Source organism: Dolichospermum sp. UHCC 0260 (genome assembly GCF_009711985.1).
Taxonomy (GTDB): domain Bacteria; phylum Cyanobacteriota; class Cyanobacteriia; order Cyanobacteriales; family Nostocaceae; genus Dolichospermum; species Dolichospermum lemmermannii.
Genome location: NZ_VIKZ01000017.1, coordinates 1 through 21,323, shown reverse-complemented (window position 1 = coordinate 21,323; position 21,323 = coordinate 1). Strand labels below are relative to the sequence as shown.

16 protein-coding genes are annotated in these 21,323 nt (G+C 37.5%); 6 read left to right on the top strand and 10 right to left on the bottom strand.

What is annotated here, in order from left to right; genetic code table 11:
• The first annotated feature begins 73 nt into the window (after positions 1–73).
• Positions 74–1,309 (top strand): glycosyltransferase family 4 protein, encoded by a 1,236-nt coding sequence (locus FJR08_RS08660; RefSeq protein WP_168632883.1) that lies wholly within the window; start codon positions 74–76, stop codon positions 1,307–1,309.
• A gap of 145 nt (positions 1,310–1,454) precedes the next feature.
• On the opposite strand, the gene FJR08_RS23975 is transcribed toward FJR08_RS08660, so the two are convergent.
• The 3 genes from FJR08_RS23975 to FJR08_RS08650 form a co-directional block, all read right to left on the bottom strand.
• Positions 1,455–1,577: a hypothetical protein gene (locus FJR08_RS23975; protein ID WP_256369714.1), complete on the bottom strand. Its 123-nt coding sequence runs from the start codon at positions 1,575–1,577 to the stop codon at positions 1,455–1,457.
• 139 nt (positions 1,578–1,716) lie between these two features.
• The gene (locus FJR08_RS08655; protein ID WP_168632882.1) at positions 1,717–3,108 is read right to left on the bottom strand and encodes a malic enzyme-like NAD(P)-binding protein; all 1,392 of its coding nucleotides are present in this window, start codon (positions 3,106–3,108) and stop codon (positions 1,717–1,719) included.
• A gap of 167 nt (positions 3,109–3,275) precedes the next feature.
• Positions 3,276–5,462: an HAD-IIB family hydrolase gene (locus FJR08_RS08650; RefSeq protein WP_168632881.1), complete on the bottom strand. Its 2,187-nt coding sequence runs from the start codon at positions 5,460–5,462 to the stop codon at positions 3,276–3,278.
• Between the two features lie 442 nt (positions 5,463–5,904).
• Here FJR08_RS08650 and queG point away from each other — a divergent pair, with 442 nt between their 5' ends.
• Positions 5,905–6,879 (top strand): tRNA epoxyqueuosine(34) reductase QueG, encoded by a 975-nt coding sequence (queG, locus tag FJR08_RS08645; protein ID WP_168632880.1) that lies wholly within the window; start codon positions 5,905–5,907, stop codon positions 6,877–6,879.
• On the top strand, positions 6,854–7,489 hold the full coding sequence (locus FJR08_RS08640; protein WP_168632879.1) for an HAD-IA family hydrolase: 636 nt from the start codon (positions 6,854–6,856) through the stop codon (positions 7,487–7,489). Before queG ends, FJR08_RS08640 begins: the two co-directional genes overlap by 26 nt.
• Before the next feature lie 84 nt (positions 7,490–7,573).
• On the opposite strand, the gene recA is transcribed toward FJR08_RS08640, so the two are convergent.
• Both recA and dpdE read right to left on the bottom strand, forming a co-directional pair.
• The gene (gene recA, locus FJR08_RS08635; protein WP_168632878.1) at positions 7,574–8,650 is read right to left on the bottom strand and encodes a recombinase RecA; all 1,077 of its coding nucleotides are present in this window, start codon (positions 8,648–8,650) and stop codon (positions 7,574–7,576) included.
• A 514-nt stretch (positions 8,651–9,164) separates the two neighbouring features.
• Positions 9,165–12,482 carry a protein DpdE gene (dpdE, locus tag FJR08_RS08630; protein ID WP_323294465.1) on the bottom strand — a complete coding sequence of 1,106 codons (3,318 nt, stop codon included), beginning with the start codon at positions 12,480–12,482 and terminating at the stop codon, positions 9,165–9,167.
• Between the two features lie 206 nt (positions 12,483–12,688).
• Here dpdE and FJR08_RS08625 point away from each other — a divergent pair, with 206 nt between their 5' ends.
• Positions 12,689–13,138, top strand: coding sequence for a thioesterase family protein (locus FJR08_RS08625; protein ID WP_168632877.1), 450 nt, complete (start codon positions 12,689–12,691; stop codon positions 13,136–13,138).
• Between the two features lie 2 nt (positions 13,139–13,140).
• Here FJR08_RS08625 and FJR08_RS08620 read toward each other — a convergent pair whose 3' ends face one another.
• The 3 genes from FJR08_RS08620 to menA form a co-directional block, all read right to left on the bottom strand.
• A complete protein-coding gene (locus FJR08_RS08620) occupies positions 13,141–14,508 on the bottom strand; it encodes a 2-succinylbenzoate--CoA ligase (RefSeq protein ID WP_168632876.1) in 1,368 nt (455 codons plus the stop codon).
• Positions 14,493–15,437: an o-succinylbenzoate synthase gene (locus FJR08_RS08615; RefSeq protein WP_168632875.1), complete on the bottom strand. Its 945-nt coding sequence runs from the start codon at positions 15,435–15,437 to the stop codon at positions 14,493–14,495. The genes FJR08_RS08620 and FJR08_RS08615 overlap by 16 nt, the downstream gene beginning before the upstream one ends.
• Positions 15,438–15,521: 84 nt before the next feature.
• A complete protein-coding gene (menA, locus tag FJR08_RS08610; protein ID WP_168632874.1) occupies positions 15,522–16,421 on the bottom strand; it encodes a 2-carboxy-1,4-naphthoquinone phytyltransferase in 900 nt (299 codons plus the stop codon).
• A 211-nt stretch (positions 16,422–16,632) separates the two neighbouring features.
• Between menA and FJR08_RS08605 the strand changes: the two genes are divergently transcribed.
• Both FJR08_RS08605 and FJR08_RS08600 read left to right on the top strand, forming a co-directional pair.
• Positions 16,633–16,794 (top strand): hypothetical protein, encoded by a 162-nt coding sequence (locus FJR08_RS08605; RefSeq protein ID WP_168204480.1) that lies wholly within the window; start codon positions 16,633–16,635, stop codon positions 16,792–16,794.
• A 79-nt stretch (positions 16,795–16,873) separates the two neighbouring features.
• Positions 16,874–18,289 carry an isochorismate synthase MenF gene (locus FJR08_RS08600; RefSeq protein ID WP_168632873.1) on the top strand — a complete coding sequence of 472 codons (1,416 nt, stop codon included), beginning with the start codon at positions 16,874–16,876 and terminating at the stop codon, positions 18,287–18,289.
• A 186-nt stretch (positions 18,290–18,475) separates the two neighbouring features.
• On the opposite strand, the gene FJR08_RS08595 is transcribed toward FJR08_RS08600, so the two are convergent.
• A complete protein-coding gene (locus tag FJR08_RS08595; protein ID WP_168632872.1) occupies positions 18,476–19,801 on the bottom strand; it encodes a glutamate-5-semialdehyde dehydrogenase in 1,326 nt (441 codons plus the stop codon).
• 100 nt (positions 19,802–19,901) lie between these two features.
• A complete protein-coding gene (locus FJR08_RS08590) occupies positions 19,902–20,168 on the bottom strand; it encodes a hypothetical protein (protein ID WP_168632871.1) in 267 nt (88 codons plus the stop codon).
• Between the last annotated feature and the right edge of the window lie 1,155 nt (positions 20,169–21,323).

Genomic DNA, 21,323 nt, shown 5'->3' with positions numbered 1-21,323 from the left:
CCATACAGAAGTAAAAGCCTTTTATTGAATTTAAGATAATGCCCTAATTCCAGTTAATTTATCAAGCTTAATTATGGAAAATATATCACAACTAGGGTCACAAGTTAGAGATAAAACAGCTTACCCAGATATTCTCGTTATTTCCCGAATATTCCGCCCAGAAGAGGCTGTAATTGGTGAATATGTCTATAATCGTTGTTTACAAGATCCAGATCGGGTAATTGTCTTAGCTGGTGGTTGTAATGGAGATAAAAAATTTGATAAATCTCAGCAATTTCCAGTTTATCGTTGGTTTCATTTTCCGGCTTGGTGTGATAACTGGTTAGGAGATATTTGTCAATCTGGTTTCAATATTATTTGCTCTTTGCTACTAGCTATTAAATTATATTTTCGCTATCATTACCGCTACATTGAATGGTGTCATGGTTATGATTTCCCAGCGGTGTTGGTACTCAGTTATATTTTACCAATTCGCTTTTTTATCTATTTACATGGTAATGATTTATCACGTACAGTTAATAACCCGTTGTGGAGATGGCTGTTAAAATTAACTCTCACACGTGCTGATGGAATTGTTTGTAATAGTTCTTATATTCGGAATTCTTTAAGAAATACTTTTCGTTTAGATACACCTACTCATGTAATTAATCCGGTAGTGAGGCCAGAAAGATTTGGTAATCCTACTAGTCTTAGTCATATTAATGATTTACGTAACCGCATCCGTCAGACTTACAATATTTCGGAAACAGCAATTGTAATTCTTTCTGTTGGTAACTTGGTTAAATATAAAAACTTTGATCGAGTAATAGACAATATTCCCGTATTACTAACTATTGGTGTGGATGTTCATTGCATTATTTGTGGTGAAGGAAATTGTGAAACTCAGCTAAAATCTCAAGCGGAAAGGTTACGAATAGATAAACGGGTACATTTCGCTGGTTATGTACGAGAACGCGATTTAGCTGGTTATTATGCAGCCTGTGATATTTTTGCGATGTTGAATTCCGATAATTATGAAGATGCAACCACAGATAACTTTGGTGTAGTTTATTTAGAAGCTGGTTACTTTGGTAAACCTGTCATTGCTTCCCGCTTGGGTAGTGTTTTAGATGCGGTTCATCATGAAGAAAATGGCTTATTAGTAAATCAAGATTCTGGTTATGAAGTTTTGCAAACTTTCAATCGGATGTGCCAAGATTCACAGTTACGGGAAAAACTTGGCCGTCAAGGTAAGGAATTAGCGAAACGGAAAAACTATCATCGCTGGTTATATACTCCTGAGTCTTCCTATTCTTGTTTGTTGAACTAATGTCAGCACGATAAAACAAAACTAACTGTGCTTCCATAGCAATAGGTAATAGTTAAGGCTTGCTGAATAAACCGAAAACCTAGATAGATTAAGAGTTTCCCGGTTAAAAAAGTGAATTAGGTGCAAGGAATAAGGATTGAAACCATTAAAAACCTATCACTTTCTGAAATTTGAGACTATTCTTCTCTCCTTCTAATTCTTCCTCCTGACTCGGTGACTCCTGACTCGGTGACTCCTGACTCGGTGACTCCTGACTCCTAGCCCTCACGAAAAGACTTTTTCAGCAATCCCTAGTTAGGCGCGTTTTATTACATTCCTAGAACCGTCAGGCGTTCGGTGAAGCGTTCAACTTAGATGATGTCGCAGTCTGAGTCGAACCGTCGAACGCTGGCCATTCCACAAATTAATTAATTTTGAGCAATACCTTCTTCCCGTGCGGCTTGTTGGACAGCAGCAGCCACAGCAGTAGCCACCCGCTTATCAAAGACAGAAGGGATAATATGCTCTCGATTCAAATCCGCAGGTTTAACTAAAGAAGCGATCGCACTGGCAGCTTGTAAACACATATTAGTAGTAATCGTCCTAGCCCGACAATCTAAAGCCCCACGAAACACCCCAGGAAACGCCAGGACGTTATTGATTTGGTTGGGGTAGTCACTTCGACCCGTAGCCATAACAGTGACGTTTTTAGGCACTAATTCTGGCTGAATTTCGGGAATGGGATTAGCCATTGCAAACACAATTGCATCCTTCGTCATTCCCTGAACCATTTCTGGTGTTAAAACTCCCGGTGCGCTGACACCAATGAAGACATCTGCACCTTGGACTGCACCGGCTAAAGTTCCTTGGGCTTTAACAGCAAATTCCAGTTTTTCAGCGGTCAAATCAGGACGATTGGTGGAAATAATCCCCTGAGAATCGCACATTAAAATGGTTTCTGCACCGGCTTTGCGGAGTAACCGAGCGATCGCAATCCCCGCCGCACCAGCACCATTAATCACAATGCGGATATCTGCAATGGATTTTTGGATAAGTTTGAGAGAATTAAATAATGCTGCTAAGGTGACAATGGCTGTCCCATGTTGGTCATCGTGAAAAATGGGGATATTTAATTCGGCTCGCAGTCTTTTTTCAATTTCAAAACAGCGCGGTGCAGCGATATCTTCTAAATTCACACCACCAAATACGGGGGCAATATTTTTAACTGCTTTGACAATCTCATCTGTATTTTGAGTATCTAAACAGATGGGAAAAGCATCCAGTCCAGCAAACTCCTTAAACAGCATGGCTTTTCCTTCCATGACTGGTAAAGCGGCTGCTGGTCCCAAATTGCCCAAACCGAGGACTGCACTGCCATCAGTGACGATCGCCACCGTGTTCTGTTTGATTGTTAGATTGTACACTTCTTCGGGATTTTCAGCGATCGCTTTACAAATCCGCCCCACTCCTGGAGTGTAAGCCATTGCTAAATCAGAAACACTTTTGAGCGGAATTCTACTGACAATACTGATTTTACCACCGCGATGTAAATTAAAGGTGCGGTCATAAACATCAATTACCTGAATATCTGGTAATTCCTTTACCGCTTGGACAATGGTTTCCGCGTGTTCCGTACTCGCGGCATCAACTGTAATATCACGGGTAGATTCTTGACGGCTTTGTTCAATTAAATCAATTTGTCCGAGATTACCACCAGTGGCAGCGATCGCTTGGGTAACAGATGCTAACATCCCCACTCGATTGGGAATCTGTAACCGCAGGGTAACACTAAAACTAGAATTAGGAGTAAGATTTGTCATGGTGCTATTTCGATTTTAAATTTTAGATTTTATATTGTATTGCTACGGGAAATTTTATTTTCACAAAAAAACCGTGGGATCCAAATTAATTAGATTTTCAGAATTATCGAACGCTGATAAACGCCGATAAACGCCGATAAATATGGATGAAATAAGTACCAAGACGGTTATGGTGTTGGTGATAAGTTACCGAAAAAGTCATAATGATCTAAAGCTTCTAAAATCCCCCAAGCATAATTTCCCCCAGCAAAGTAAATTTGTGGCAAACCTCGCAGCTTCTCAATTTCTTGGCTGTGATTTCCCACCACAACAGCCAGAGTATTACCAGCTAACATTGATTCATCATTACCTGAAGCCCCGGCAACCAAGAAACGGTGAACAGGTAAACCCCATTTCAAAGCAGCATAACGGATAGCATCTCCTTTAGAAGCGCGAATAGGTACTAAGTCTAGATACATATTATGGCTATAAAATCCTTTGACATGGAGGCGATGTTGGCGCAGACGGCGGGTAATTTCTCGAAAACTAGGTGATTTCGTCTCATCCACAAAATAGCTAATCTTAAACTTACCCTGAGCATCAGGAGGTTGCAATTCCACCCCAGGTATATCCTGCATGACTTTGCGAATATCTGACCGTCGCCAATTATAGGCAATGTGCCTTTGCCAACTTGTATCTGTGACTATCTGGGGACCGTAGTAAATCTCACTTCCCGCTGATGTAATCAACAAATCTGGCAGAGGGAAACGCCATTCCTCTAACATACTTAATGTACTTTTGAGACTGCGCCCGGTGGCAATACCCACTCCAGTTGTATTCCCTTGATCACGAATTCTCTGAATTAACTTTTCTAAAGCTTCCTCATCACCTAATAGAGTATGGTCAATTTCGCAAACTAGAAACCGATCAGCCGTTGGTAAATGATTGGTATCCGGTACATTCCAATCTGGATGTTCATCTGCGGGAGATTTAACCAGAGGACTCAACAGAGATTGAATGCGTTTTTGGGGCAATAATTGACGGACTTGCTCTAAATACTGCTCTACGTGACTATCCCAAGAGAAATGTTGACAAACATTAATCATGCCATTTTTAGACCATTGTTGCCATTGTTCTGGATTGGTGAGAGATGCTCGCAAAGCATTTTGGATATCTTGAATATTCAAAGGATCAATCAATAATCCATTCTGACAAGCAGCGAGAATATCCCGCGGACCACCATCAGCCGTAGCAATTATGGGAACACCACAGGCACTAGCCTCAATTAATGTCAGTCCAAATGGCTCTGTCAGGGCTGGGTTGATAAATACTCCCTGGGTTTTTGCCGTGAGCCGGTATAAATCTGGCACATCATCAGCATTATGGTGTTTAGGATAAGCAATATGACCATAAAGATCGTAGCGATCTATTAACTGTAATATCTCCACAAATACCTGACGCGGACCCGATTCCATCGCCAAAATATCCTCTCGTTTGCCTAGTATTAGTACCAGATTGGCTAATTGGCGCAATTCGGGATCTTCGCCATAAGCCTTAATGAGACTACTGACATTTTTCCGGATAGCCGGGCGAGAAATCGCCATAATTATCGGCTTTTGCAGGTCTTTGAGAAACTTTTCTAATTCCTTTTGAATAGGTGGATTTTGCCAATTATCCGGGGCTGGGTAAAAACGCTCTAAGGTGACACCTGGGGGGATAACGACCATCCGTTCTGGTTGATAGTGATCGTAAACGCTGTATTGTTCTTCAACCTCTTGATGAGTGCTGGCTATAACTAAAGCTGCACTACCAAGGGTAATTTCTTCAGCTTCAATTCTGGTACTAATATGAAAATTATCTTCAATAGTTTTCTGTTTAGTACCATGTTCTAATAATCTTTGTTGCTTGATGCGTCCCAGAGAGTGACCTGTATGGACTAGAGGGATGCCTAGCCAACCGGCAACTCTAGAACCCACGTATCCGGCATCAGCATAATGTGTATGAATAATATGGGGAATTTTGCCAACTTTGCGAATATGTCTGAGCAATTCATCTGCAAAGGTATCTAAATGTGGCCAGAGAACTTCTTTGCGGAGGTAGCGTTTGGGACCACAGGCAATACGAACAATTTGGACTTTATCTGCGAGAATTTCTACTGGTTGAGCATAATCAGGGCTAACTTTTGGGTCATTTACCAACCGCGTTACTAAGTCAACTCTTGCTACTTGGGGATTTTTAGCTAATGTGCAAGCAAGTTCAACTGCGTATTTGGTTTGCCCACCAGTATCAGCATCTTTGCCTAACTCTAGATTATTACCGCGAATTAAACCATGAACGCTGACGAGTAAAATATACAACCCTGAGTTGTTTGACACAGTGCTGATTCCTCCATTATTAGCAATAAATCCAACATTTTTGCCTGATTTATTATAGTTATATCACCACTAATGCACTAAAGGTTACAGGTTTTTCCGTCAGCGTCAAGATCAGGATCATCAACAAGTCAATTCTTGATATCGGTTCGGGAATGTTACGCAGCACCATTAAATACAAAGTTGAGCAAATTGGTGGTGTGGTTGTGAAATTTCCGACTCAGTAGGGGTAGCGCCCCTGTGCCTACCCCAGTATTTGGGGCAACCACAGGGGGTTGTCCCCCTACAAAATTGATTGGTTTAGGGATTTTTTAATCCCCAATCAATTAAAATTTTATGTGTAGCCACAAATAAATTACCAATTGTCCTGTCCCATATTGAGAAATGTGTTACCAAACAATGTGTTGGCAATTTCTGGAGTTTGAGCTAAATTTCCCCTAAAAAAATGAATGAATGTACATCAATTAGCAGCGCAGTAGTGAAAGCAAAAGCCAAAGAGTTGGGATTTCACGAAGTGGGTATTGCTGCTGTCGGTAATTTAGAGAGAACAGAGACAGAAAAATTGCAAGCTTGGCTAAAAATGGGTTATCACGCTGACATGGAATGGATGAAAAATCCCAAACGTGAGGATATTAGTTTAGTTATGCCAGAAGTGCGATCGCTCATATCTGTAGCATTGAATTATTATACTCCCCAGGAACGGCCTCAGGGGGATGAATACGGGAAAATTTCCCGTTATGCCTGGGGACGGGATTATCATCGAGTGATGCACAAAAAGCTGAAGGAATTGGCTATTTGGCTAGAATCCCTGGGCGAAAATGTCAAAGCCCGTTATTATGCAGATACAGGGCCAGTCCAAGATAAAGTTTGGGCGCAAAAAGCCGGCATTGGTTGGATTGCTAAAAATGGGAACGTTATTACCAGGAAATATGGCTCTTGGGTGTTTTTGGCAGAAATATTAACCAATTTGGCACTAGAATGCGATCGCCCATCTACCCAACATTGCGGAACTTGTACTCGTTGTTTGCAAGCTTGTCCTACAGGTGCAATTACTGAACCATTTGTAGTAGATGCTAATCGCTGTATTGCCTATCATACAATTGAAAACCGGGCAGAGGAATTACCCGCAAACATTACACCTCATTTACAAGGATGGGTAGCAGGTTGTGATATTTGTCAAGATGTTTGTCCTTGGAATCAGCGATTTGCTCAAGCAACTGATGTCACTGATTTTCAACCCTATCCTGGCAATTTAGCCCCCAAGCTGGTAGAATTAGCCCAAATATCAAACGAGGAGTGGGATAAAAGATTCACCGCATCAGCCTTGCGACGCATTAAACCAGAAATGTTACGACGTAATGCTCGCGCTAATCTTGACAAATCCAGGCATAATAATGACCCAGAAAGTAATAATTTTTGATTTTGATGGGACGATTGCGGATACAGTAGATGCTCTTGTAACTATTGCCAATCGTTTAGCCCTGGAATTTGGATATGTGCCAATTAATTCGCAAGAACTAGTTCTCCTGAGAAATTTAACAGCCAGAGAAATTATTAAATATTCTGGTGTTTCCCTATTCAAAATTCCTTTTATGGTTAAAAAAGTCAAAGGAGAATTAAAACATAAAATCCCAGAATTAACACCTATTGAGGGAATTAATGCCGCATTAATAGAACTCCATAATCAAGGTTATCACCTGGGAATCATTACTTCTAACTCTCAAGAAAATGTCAATCAATTTCTCAAGTGCCATAATTTAGATTATTTGTTTGACTTTATTTATTCAGGAGTAACTATTTTTGGTAAAGCCACAATTATTAATAATGTGTTACGGCAAAAACAGTTCAAACCAGAAGTAGTAATTTATGTAGGAGATGAAACTAGAGATGTAGAATCTGCCAAAAAAGCTAATATCAAAGTGGTTGCAGTCAGTTGGGGGTTTAATTCTTCCGAAGCCCTAGGTAAGCAAAACCCAGATTTCTTAATTCATCATCCTCGTGAATTATTGGATGTAATTAAAAGCTGTTAAGAGGATCTTTTTAGATCATATTATTGTAGAGATGTTCCATGGAACGTCTCTACTTTTTCTCCTGACTCCTGAATTCTCCTATGTTTATTCTTCTTCTAAATCAGTTTCTTCTTCCTCTTCAACGTCATGAGGTTGAACTACAGAATTAGCAGAAACTACCGCCCCCTTATCGAGTTTTTCCAGAACTTGTTCCTTAACTTTGGCCGCAAATTCGGGTTTTTCTTCTAAATATTTAATCGCGTTATCTCGACCTTGGGAAATATTTTCACCACTGTAGCTATACCAAGCACCTTTACGAAGAAGAACACCAGTTTCTTCGGCTATATCCACTAAACAACCAATGGTAGAAACTCCTTTGCCAAAGATAATGTCAAATTCGGCAATTCTAAAAGGTGGTGCAACTTTATTTTTCGCTACTTTGACTTTGACCCGGTTGCCAAATTCATCAGTTCCTTTTTTTAAAGTTTGAATTCTGCGAATATCCAAGCGCACGGAAGCGTAAAATTTCAGCGCATTACCACCCGTTGTAGTTTCTGGACTACCATAGGTGACACCGATTTTTTGCCGCAACTGGTTAATAAAAATAACTGTGCATCCAGATTTACCAATATTACCAGTAATTTTCCGTAGGGCTTGACTCATTAACCGAGCTTGTAAACCTACGTGAATATCCCCCATATCCCCTTCAATTTCAGCGCGGGGAACTAAAGCGGCAACGGAGTCAATAACAACAATATCAACAGCCGCAGAACGCACAAGTTGGTCAACTATTTCTAATGCTGATTCGCCATTGTCTGGTTGGGAAACAAGTAAGTTGTCAATATCTACACCCAACGCAGCGGCATAGGTAGGATCTAGGGCGTGTTCAGCATCTACAAATGCGGCAATACCGCCATTTCGCTGCACTTCTGCGAGGGCATGAAGGGCGACGGTAGTTTTCCCAGAACTTTCTGGTCCGTAGATTTCGATTACCCGTCCTTTAGGTAAACCACCACCTAAAGCTAAATCTAGGGTGAGCGCCCCGGTGGATATTGTTTCTACCTTCATGCGGGTGGCATCACCCAGGCGCATAATTGCTCCTTTCCCGAAGCTGCGCTCAATTTGTCCCAGGACGATATTTAACGCTTTTTGCTTGCCAGAAGTCTCGGTATTAGCTGCCATTCTTGCCTCTAAGTATAGGATTTTTCAAAATTACTGGGACGGGAGTTTTAATAGAACGGATATACTATCCTAACCGGAAAGTGTGCCAATTAGGAATATTTACAAAATTTAGGTTTGCCAAGCTCCTAAGGCGATCGCTGAAAGATTATAGCATTTTAGATTGAGAATTGCGAAAGACTGACTAACCCTCTTCTGTCACTCTCCGAATTAAACAAGTAGTAAATGAACTAAATTATCCAGAAGAATAAAAGGGAAGAAATCCATTCATTGCATCAATAAGCTGATTAAATCCAAGCAGTAAAGGTCCTTATACTCTGCACAATATTCATCTATAACTCTCACTGTTGGCTGGGCATCTCTTGCCAAATGCTTTAAGATTTGTAATTCTACATCCATTGCTCCACCTGCCTTGTAGAGTTTTATTTGCTGATCCTTTTATTCATTATACTCGGAGAGTGACAGAAAAGGGTTATTAACCAATGGAGTATTTAAGTTATCACAAATCAATCTGTCATTATTCACCTTCCTGATTTAGCTGTAAATTTTGTCCAGAAACAATGATAAAACCCACAGAATCTAAGCGAATATGTGGTTGTCTAATTCCGGCAATAATTTCTTGGTTTAATGCTGTTTCTTGCAAAAGTTCTTGCTGTAATAGTGGATCATTAATTTGCTGTTCTTGATTAAATCTATTAATCCTTAAACGAAGTTGTTCTAATCTTTTACCAAGCTTTTCTTCGGCACGTTTAGCACTTTTTTCGCACAATTCTTGAAAATCTGGACGTTGAGATAAGAGATTTAAACTGGAATTACTAGCACGACAACAAAAATCAGCCCATTGACTAGATTCAACAAAATCATCAAGAATAGATAGGCGATTTTTAGCTAAGTTGTAATCTCGATAGGGACTACCTTTAGCTTGATAAGGAGTTTGTAATATTTCCAGTAGTTCTACGTCTTCGACAATGCTCATAGGTTCATGACGAGCATCAATAAATATGGTTTCTAAACTGGGTGCAAATAGTCCGTCTGCTAATCTTTGGATGGTTTTTAATTGAGCGGGGTTTTTAACACATTTGGCTAAGTTGGTTTCGATGACATAGTTGAATTGAAAACCAAACCATTCCCTCCCTGGACTAGCATCCCAAGATGGTGCAAATCTCCACATTGCAAAGCATTGTCCTCGATCATCCCAATGAATATAAGATGATAGGGAGTCAATAAATCTTTCACCAATTCGATAAAGATTAACTTCGGTACTTCTGTTAGCAACTCTGCGGTTGAAAGTGCCGATATTATTTGTACAAGCTGCGAAATGAGTTTTTAGTTCATCTAATGATATCAAGGTATTTTTATCAGGATAATAGCTAATTACTCCTTCTTTATTCACATCTAAACTCCGCCGAAAGTTGATGGTTTGGCAAATCCAAGCTTCAGTTGCTTGCTGCATTCGTTGATGACAAGCATCATCATCATCTAATGTTTGAAAATATTCTGTTGCATTATCATCAAGGGCATCAATTTCATCAATTGCATATTGTTCATTAATCTTCAATAATTCTCCTTGGATTTGTTCCTGGAGTGGCTCAACCATTGCTAATATTCCCGCAGCACTCAATTCAAACAAGGTTGTTTCTAATTCTGGCAGTTTTTTATCTATATAAAACTGCAAACTCGCAATTGATTGCTGAAAGATATTAAAACCATTTTTTAATAGTTGAAACCAAGCATTATGAGGACTGTCTTCTGAATAAATACCCAGAAATACACAAGATTGGAAATTGATTTTACTCCCAATGCGATCAAGTCTGCCGATTCTTTGTTCTAAACGGTTAGTTGATAAGGGAATATCAAAGTGAATTAACCAGTCTGCAAACTGAAGATTATGTCCTTCTTCCCCAGAGCGATCGCATACAAGAATAAAGCAATTTGGGTTATTCTGGAAATCAGTTAAATTCTTCTCTAGCTTTGCTCTTGATTCCCCAATTTGATGACTAACTACTGCTGTTTCTCCAAAGGTCTGAATTAAATAGCGAACAATTTCTGTACAGGTTTGTCCAAAACTTGTAAAGATAACAAATTTAGGGAGAATATCATCAGAAACAGGTCTACGAATTCTCTGCTGTATTTTTGTGAGTAGATCTTGCTTATTTCGACGCACAGATGGCGGTAGTTTGAAATAAATACCCAACTGATTTAACAGCATTGTTTGTAAATGATCGATCCTTTCTCCTTCTTCTGCACGTTGTTGAATCGTTTTCAGTAAGGATGTTAAAATCTCCTCTTCACCTGCAAACTTTTGTGTCTGCATCAAGATATTGATATCTTTTTCTCCAAACTCCTGCACAAGTTTTTGTAACTGGTTCTTATTACCTTGACGTGCTGTAATTACCTGTTCTAAGATTCCTAACCAAGTCCCAGATGCTAGGAAAAATAGTAGATAAATCCGCTGATATTCCTGTTGATGAGGTGCAAGAGAACGCCATTGATCAAGAAGTTCGTGAATATCAATTGCTCGCTCGTCTAAATCATATTCTTCTTGAGGAACAATATTTCTGTCAAAAATAACATCTTCTACCGAAGCCCGACGGTTACGTAACATTCGCCGATGTAAACGATAGGTTTCGCTGATATGGATGCGAATAGACTGAATAATTGCATCTGTTTCCGTGGCTTTTGTTTGTAAACAATTTTCCAAATCATTCGCCAAACTTAATAAATATTTATCTTCTGCAAATAGGCTACGCAGCAGCTTAATATTAGATTTGATCACAAAAGGATTTACACCTTCTTTAAAAGAGAAAAGAAGTTTACCAATCTGTTGACGATTTTCCACTCTGGCGCGAAACCCAACTAAATCATTGAGGTGATAGGTGTCAGGATCAAGTAGATGTAACATTGCCAAAAAATCTCTCTCATTACTGAGTACAGGAGTTGCAGATAATAAAAGTAAGCGATCGCTTTTATGGGCAATATGTTTACAAAGTTCAAATATTTGACGTTCTCCAGAATTTTGAGAATTTGCCAAAGCTGCAATATGATGAGCTTCATCTATAATCACAAAATCAACTTTTACTCTGGGATTAATTTTCTGAAGTTCATCAATAGTAATGATGGCTACTCGCTTAGGAAAATGGGAAAGATAAAATTTTTGTTCTAATTCTTGTCGCCATTGCGCTACTAAATATTGGGGAACTATAATTACTGCCCGCCCTTTTGGTTCATCTAACAGGTATTGGCGCAGAATTACACCAGCTTCAATGGTTTTTCCCAGTCCCACCTCATCTGCTAACAAATAGCGTTGTATAGGGTCTTCTAGCACCCGCCGCACAACTTCAACTTGATGAGGATAAAGCTGAATATTTGCAGATATTAATCCTGTCATTCCGCGACAAACAGCACGTTGGGAAATCAGGGCTTGCACAAAAGTCAATCGTCTATGATAAAAGTAGGGTGTTTCATGAGCTTTGATGGACAAAGTTTCCATGGGGTTTGCTTGAGGAATATTGCAGCGCACATAAATTTCCTCTTCGCTGACAAAAATCACTTTCTTATCAGGTAAGTGAACTTCATATTCTTCAATTTCTTCATCCCAAGCCCAGACTCTACCTATTATCCAGACAGCTTGGCTTTCTAGCCAGATATAGCATCGAGTTTGACGTTGTAGCTTGGTTTGAGATAGGGCATTTAATAGGAAAGTTTCGGATATGCGTTGACTAACAGAACAGAAATACTCAACTGTTGCTTTTGTATCAGATATATCAACTACCTTTGCTACTCCTAAATTATTTGTCTGAGAATGCACCAATGAACCAAGCTGTATCATATTCATAGTCAACTATTTGCTGTAATTATTGTTGTATTATGTTGCTGAAAAAACAAGTGTGCAAAATCACACTGCATTAGTGATTATTGCATAAAAAACTTGCTGTTACAAAAGATATCGAATAACCATAGGTTAGTTTTTATTAATTATTAATAGTTAATATGAAATAAAATGATGTGTGATAGTAAATTTGAATTGAGGAAATTTTCAACATGGCTTTTACATATTACTACACTGTCCGATTTCAAGATACTGATGCGGCTGGAGTCGTTTATTTCGCCAATATTTTCAGAATTTGTCATGAAGCTTATGAGGTTTCATTAGCAGCTTCTGGTATTAATCTTAAATCATTTTTTACTAATCCATCTGTAGGTTTTCCTATTGTTCATGCTAATGTAGATTTTTTTCGTCCTATGTATTGTGGTGACAATTTAGTAATTAGTTTGTTACCGGAAAAAATAGGTTCGGATAAGTTTGAAATTACCTATGAAATGACAGGAGATGAAGTAATGATTGCTAAGGCAATTACTAGGCACGTTTGTATTGATGCCAGTAGTAAAATTAAGCAGGAATTACCAGATTATATGAATCATTGGTTAGAAACGAACCACAGAGACGCAGAGGGCGCAGAGAGAAGAAGGTCGAGGGAGGAGGTTATGTGATTTCAGGATATAGAGGATATAGATCCCCGACTTCTTAAAGAAGTCGGGGATCTGATTAGAAAATCTGCGGCGATTTGTTGGAGTTGTTGACGGTTGATTTTACCTTGGGCGTTACGGGGTAGGTTTGGTAGGGAAATCCAATGTTTGGGAATTTTGAATTTACTCAGTTGATTTTTTATTTGGGTTTGAATTTCTCTGGGGGAGATATTTCTATCTTTGGGAATATAAATGGCTGTTAATGCTTGTCCCCAATGTTTATCAGTTATACCAATTACACAGACATCTATGACCATGTTTGTTTTTCTAATCGCTGATTCTATTTCTGTTGGGTAAACGTTTTCACCACCTGTAATGATTTTGTCACTGTTGCGGCCAATAATATGTAAGTAGCCGTAATTGTCTAAAAAACCAATATCATCAACTACAAAGTTATCTCTATTTTCCCACATTTGGGGATAATAACCTAATGCTAAAGATTGACTTTGAATATTTATATTTCCTGGTTGATTATCAATGATGATTTTAGCATGGGGAAGAATTTTTCCACTATTAAATTTACCTTGTAAAAATTCATCAGGTTTAAGAGTTGCTATTTGAGAAGCGGTTTCTGTCATTCCATAGGTAGGTGCTAATCTAATCTGATGAAATCTCGCTTTTTCTAATAGTTCATCCCACGGTGGCGCACCTCCTAACAGAACTGTAGAAAATTTTGATAGCCATTGGGTTAATTCGGGATTTTGGAGGAATTTTTGTAATTGGGTAGGAACTAAAGATATAAAGAAATCGTGGGGATTAATATTTGGTAATTGAGAATTTTCTAAGGTTTTAGATGAGGTTATGACTAATTTACCTCCTGTTGTGAAGGAACGCATAAATTGCATTAACCCACTCACATGATATAATGGCAATACACAAAATGAATTAACTGCATTGATTTGAAAATATTCTGTAAATCCTTGCACTGAAGTAGTTAATGTTTGCCATGTATGGATAGCAAATTTTATCTTTCCTGATGAACCACCCGTAGGAATCATGATAGTATTAGTAATTGGTAATTCATAATTGATAATTGGTGATTTTGAAAAGTGATAATCTATTCCTAAAACTATATCTGGTTGCACTAAATTAAAGACTTGTTCCCATTCAGCTTGACTCCAATCTGGGTTACAGAGAAAAACCGGACATTTAGCCGCACAAGCTGCAATAAAACTGGCTAAAAATCTCACTGGTGATCTTTCTGCAATAATAATTTTTGGGGTTGATAACTGAGTTAATTTTAAATATAATTCTGTGGCTATTTGTGGTAATTCTTGACTATGATCACAAATTAGCCAATCATAATTTTGTATATTATCTAAAAGGTTTTCCATAGACTTTCTAGCCAGTTTGATTCTTGTAGTTGAAAAAAGTGGTTAATTCCAAAACCAACAGCGCGGTTATTACCAGATAATTCTGCTGCTAATTGTAATGCAGCTTGTCTCCCAATTTCGGTTTCAAATACCGATGAAAATACAACATCAATTTGATGTTTTTTCCAAAACTCCCTTAACCGAAATGGTGAACCGACTATTCCCGGTTTAATCACAAAAATTTCCCGCCAACCTTTCTGAAAACATAATTCTAATTGGTGAAGATTGGCGATAGATTCATCTAAGGCTATTGTTGTAAAATATGAATTACTTAATTCTTGCATTTCTGTAAATTTATCTACAGGTAAAGGTTGTTCGATAAATTCAATTTTCGGTAAGAATTGATCACATTTTTGTAACCATAATTCAGCTTCTTGATAAGTAAGTCCCCCATTAGCATCTAAACGTAATTTTGCTGATATTGGTAAACTAGAAATTAGTAAATCAAATATTTCTAATTCTTGATTTATATCATCAACAGCAATTTTCCATTTAAATGTTTTATATCCTTGTTCCCATAAATTACCCCATTGATTTAAAGCTAATTTTCCCGCTGATAATAAGCCGCTGTAGGTGAGATTAAAATTAGTAGCTTTTTCCATAACCAAAGCAGATTCAAAAGCAAATTGACAGGCTGGTAAATTATCTGGAATCGCTAAAATTATCTCTTGAGTAATTGCTTTTGGAAGTTGATAACAAAAATCTAAAGCTTGTTTGATAGTTTCTGAACCAAACCAAGAAATGGGAGAAATCTCCCCCCAACTAACATTATTTTTTGCATCAATCAAGCGAATAATGATACATTCGCGGGTTTCCCAAACCCCATGATTAGTAATAATGGGATTTGTGAATTTTTGACTAAAGTAACGGAAGGAAAATTGATAAACCATGAAGGACTTCCAAATAAAAAACATTCAAACTCTCATTCCTCTGTGTCCTCTGTGCCTCTGTGGTTCGTTTATTCTTAATGTAACTTAACCAAGCATAAATCCTAAACCCAAAAATAAGCAACTCACAAACTGAACTCTGATAGCGATGAATTTAGAATTGCTGACTTTATCTGGTTGGTTGTGATTTTCTAAAACATGACGACATAATTTCACCGCAAAAGGTAAACTCAGAAAACTAAGTAATGTCCAAATTGGGAAAATATTCAAAATCACAAATAACAAAATTAGAGGATAAATACTCGCAGTAAAACCCACTAAAACCTTTGCACCAGTGTGAGTTCCTAGACGCACAATAGGAGATTTCTTTCCTGCGGCTATGTCATCTACAACTTGATGAAAATGGGAACAAAATAACACTAAACTGGTAACAATGCCCAAAATTACCGAAGCTGCTAAATTGGTCATAGACCAGGTTTGAGTTTGACTATAATAAGCCGCACTCATACCCAAAGGACCAAAGGCAAAAAAGCAGAGAATTTCCCCTAAACCTTGGTATCCTAGACGGAAAGGGGGACCTTGGTACATATAGCCCAAACAGCAGCATAAGAGGATTATAGCAATAACTGTGGGGTCTTTTTGCAAAATAGCGATCGCTATTATTCCCAACAAACCCAAACCTAAACACAGGTTTCCTATCCAAAACATTAAGGTTTTGTTACCAGTTAAATTCACCAATGAATGATGTTTATTCTGATCAATTCCTGTTTCGGCATCAAAGACATCATTACTAATATTTTCCCAAGCTAAAATCAAAATTGCCGCAGCAATAAACAAGGAGAATATTATGGGATTAAAAATCTTTATTTCCCTAAATGCTACCGCCGAACCTACCCAAATCGGCATAATAGCAACACTGTACATTGGCGGTTTAATAGCCGCCATCCATAGTTTAGCTTGAGGTGGTGAAATCTGAGTTGAAGTCATCAGTTGTGATTAATTAAATTACCAGAACTTTAGTTATCAGTTAAATTTTATAATTTTGCATGATACTTGACTAGTACACAACGGCGTAAGTTAATCAACCATTAAAAATTTGACAAAAGCTTGTGTAATCTGCTTTTTTAATTTTTAATTTTTAATTTTTAATTCCGCACTGCGGTACTAGCTATTTTAGATTTAGGATTGTTGATCACTTATGGGTACAATCAATCTAAAATTGTTTAACTTTGGTAAATTACCAAAAAATGCTAGTTTTATGATTATAGGCGAATATCCTGCCATGAAACCTGCTATCTTGCCGCCAAAACAGGATAAACCCCATAATCAAGCTAAGTTTATGCTGGTTAATGGTGACTGAATTATGTTACCTATAAAAATACCACCATGATTTATTACATTTTAGGAAGATAACTTAATAAAAATTAACTTATACATCCATGACAATTTCACCATGTCGCAGCCACACCTTTGTAGACTACAAATACCTTAATCAATTACTATTAGAGATTCAGGAAAATTGCCGTCGCCATAATTATAGTAAAATTGTGAGTATTCCCCTAGAAATTGGCTTAGTTGATCCTTTGCTGGTTTTTGATCAATTTAATCAGAAAAATACCATAAACTTTTATTTTGAAAATAAAAGTAATGGTGAAGCAATAGCAGCAATTGATACTTTAGATAAAATAGAAATTTCTGGTAAAGATAGGTTTACAGAATCAGAAGAATTTATTAAAAATTGTCTGAAAAATATAATTCCTATTTCTCACGAAAATCAGACTTTTTCCCTACCTCGATTTTTTTGTACTTTCAGTTTTTTTGATCAGCATAAAAAAGTAGATTGTCCATTTCCTTCTGCTACGGTTTTCCTACCTTGTTGGCAAATAGCTTTAAAAAATAATCGCTGCACATTAGTAATGAATACAATTATCAATTCTAGGATTAAGATTAGCAGAATATTGGATAATTTACAACGCCATTTAGAAATTATTAGATCTTTGCATACCCATTCTCTAAATATTGATAAATTTCCCTTAAACTTATATAAAAAAATCACTAATAACGGTGAAAAATTTAAAACTTCTGTTTCCTCAGTTTTAGAAATAATTCATGCTAACCAGTTAAGAAAAATTGTTTTAGCTGATATCTTAGATGTCAGTGCTAATCATGATTTTAACTTATTACAATCTTTAAATAATCTCCGCCAAATACATCCTAATTGCAATGTATTTTCCACCAGTAATGGTCAAGGACAAAACTTTATTGGTGCTAGTCCAGAACGATTAATTAGTATTCACAAACGACAGTTAATTACTGATGCTTTGGCAGGTTCTGCACCAAGGGGAAAAACACCCACAGAAGATGCTACAAATGCTAACAATTTAGTTAATAGTACCAAAGAAAAACACGAACATAAACTGGTTCTAGATTTTATTACTCAACATTTATCTCAACTGGGTTTATTCCCCCAAGTTTTAGCCCCCAGACTGCGACAATTATCTAATATCCAACATTTATGGACACCAATTAGTGCAGTAGTTCCCAATAATATTCACCCTTTACAAATCGTCGCTAAACTGCATCCTACTCCAGCAGTTGCCGGGGCAGCACGAGATATTGCTTGTGCAGAAATTCGCCGTTATGAAAGTTTTGAAAGGGGTTTATATGCAGCCCCTTTAGGTTGGGTAGACGGAGAAGGAAATTGTGAATTTATTGTGGGGATTCGTTCGGCTTTAATTGATGGTAATTATGCCAGACTGTATGCAGGTGCGGGTATTGTTGCTGGTTCAGATCCTCAAAAGGAATTTGCCGAAGTGCAACTTAAACTACAAGCTTTATTAAAAGCCTTAGTTTAAAGACTTTCCCTCGTTCCTAGACTCCGGCTAGGAATGCCAGCTATGAGGCTCTGCCTCCCGTCAAATATATTTCCTTGTACTCCGACTAGGAATGCCAGCTATGAGGCTCTGCCTCCTCTATCACTAGCGGCAGAGCCGCAATTCAGCATTCCCAGTCAGAGACTGGGAACGAGATTAATAATATGATTACAAATCACGGTGACTAAATGATTTTGCATTTGCACCTGTGTAGCTTTTGACAATATGTCCATTCCCAGACATTTGATATTTATATGTGATTAAACCTTCTAACCCAACTGGTCCACGAGGTGGCATTTGTTGGGTACTAATTCCCACTTCAGCACCAAATCCATAACGGAAACCATCAGCAAAACGAGTAGAACAATTATGATAAACTCCTGCTGCATTGACTAAGCCTTGAAATGTTTCTGCGGCTGTAATATCTTCAGTAATGATTGCTTCTGTGTGCCGAGAACCATAATTTTCAATATGGGATATTGCTTCATTTAAAGAATCAACAATTTTAATGGCTAAAATTAAATCGCTGTATTCTGTTTGCCAGTCTATTTCTGTGGCTGTGGCAATATCAGATAAAATTTGTATAGTCCGTTCATCACCTTTTAATTCTACATTTTGTGCTTGTAAAGCTGTGGCAACTTGGGGGAGAAATTCGGCAGCAATGCTACTATGAACTAGCAAAGTTTCAATGGCATTACAAGCAGCGGGATATTGAATTTTAGAATCTACAGTAATACTAATAGCTTTGGCAATATCAGCGGCTTGATCTACATAAAGATGACAAATGCCATCAGCATGACCTAATACGGGAATGCGGGTATTATCTTGGACAAATTTCACAAAAGCATTAGAACCTCTGGGAATAATTAAATCTACATATTTATCTAATTGCAAAAGTTCTAATATTTCTTCTCTCGTGGTTAACAATTGCACCACATCAGGATTAACTGCTGTGTGAGATAATCCTTGTTTAATGGCTTTAACTATGGCTGTACAAGAATGTATTGCTTCTTTACCACCTTTGAGAATGACACCATTACCGGATTTAATTGCTAAGGAAACTATTTGAATTGCGGCTTCGGGACGGGCTTCAAAAATGATGCCTAAAACGCCTAAAGGACAGGTAATGCGTTTGAGAATTAAACCAGTGTCAATTTCTCGATGAATTTGGACTTTACCAATAGGATCTTCTAGTTTACCAACATCTCGCACACCAGCGATCGCATCCCTTAATTTATGTTCATCTAACTGCAACCGTTTATAAAGGGGTTTAGCGATTCCTGCCGCTGTTGCTGCGTGACAATCAGCCAGGTTTGCTTGCAGAATATCATCTTTTGCCAATTCTAAAGCTTGAGCGATCGCTTCAATAGTTTGATTTTTGGCCTCAGAGGAGAGAACTGCCAGCTTACTAGCAGCTTGACGGGTTTGTTGAGCGATAGCTTCGCTGGTAGTAGGTATCGCAGATAGAGGAGAAATAATTTTGAAATTAGTCATAAGAATACCTGGTAAGTGGGAAACCTTTGAGGAAAAAATTAGCTGAAACAGCTAATTTTTGACCCTATTTTTTGAAATTCACCAAATCGAGTCTAGACACTTAACCTTCTTGAACTCGACGTTCAAATTCTTCGGAAGTTTTGCCAACTACATCTAAGGCTGAGGGATAGATATCATTATGCTCCTGTTTCAGCCAGGCTAAGAGATTGGCAATCTGAGCATTCCGTAAATCTAAATCAGTCTGAAAAATGATTGAAGTCGCCATCGCTTCAGCATATTGACGTGGATGACCTTGCTGCACAAAAACATCCACCAAAGCGGCTAAAGCTGTCTGTGGAATATTAACAGGAGTCCCTTCTGTAGACATAATTTCTGAAAAAAATAAAATTCACAGGCCATTTTAATTTAAACCACGTTCAAGATGAAACCTGTAGTTTATCGAATTACCCCACCCCGGTTTTGCTAAAGCAAAACCTACCCTCCCCTTACCTAAGGAGAGGGGATTGAGGGAAGGGGTTTTAAACTGACAAAAACTTCACTTTAGGTTTCAAGATGGATGAGGTAAGTACCTGGATAGAATTAATTACTATTATTTATTTACCAATCCTTTGTCCATTAAGGATTTCAGTCCATTAAGGATTTCAGTCCAAATATTTGTGTAATTAATTTTGTCTCATTACTTATATCTATAGGAATTTGATTGGAGTAGCCATCACGAACTAGTTTACTTTTCGTTACATAAGATACTGCGTTTTTTCCTGCCCGTCTATTATTGAGTATTAATACTTATTTGTGTAGCTTTTTTTCATTAAAACAATTTGTAAAAGTTCACGTAATTTAGGCTGTATATATAAAGATCCAGTTTGATCTTTAAAAGGAAAGGATACGTAGGGTGTGTTAGCGACATTCCAAAGCACCATTATCAAAGATTTTATGCATTCAAGATTCCATCTGATCACGCTAAAATACTTAGTTTTGTATGGCCACGTATGCTATGAAAAATACAATAGTAATCATATGGAAAATACAATAGTAATCCTATGGAAAATACAATAGTAGTCATAGAAAAAATACAATAGTAGTCATATAGACAAAATATATAATGTGCTTTTTAGATATTTCAAGGTAATTTTTAATGGATAATTTTACCACTTAGGATTTGCTAATAGATCCTAGAGTGGCGTTAAATGTTATACATGAAACCCTTACACAGTAATAATTTTACGGATATTAAATAATAATAATAATAATCATATGCAATAAACAAGCGTTATTCTATAAACTCATTATTGTGTAACTTTCTTAGCAGTCTCTAAGTTTGAAAAAATATTATGCTATCCAGATTTTGTACGTATTGATGATTTAGCATGATGTATATTTTCACTTAATTTCATTTTTCTCTCATTTTCTGTGACTCATAAACTTTACATTTCTTGACAGAATTTTACTTTACATCATGAAAATTAGATGATAGTTTGTTTAAGGGTTAAGCAATTACTTAACCGATAGTCATAAAACTAAC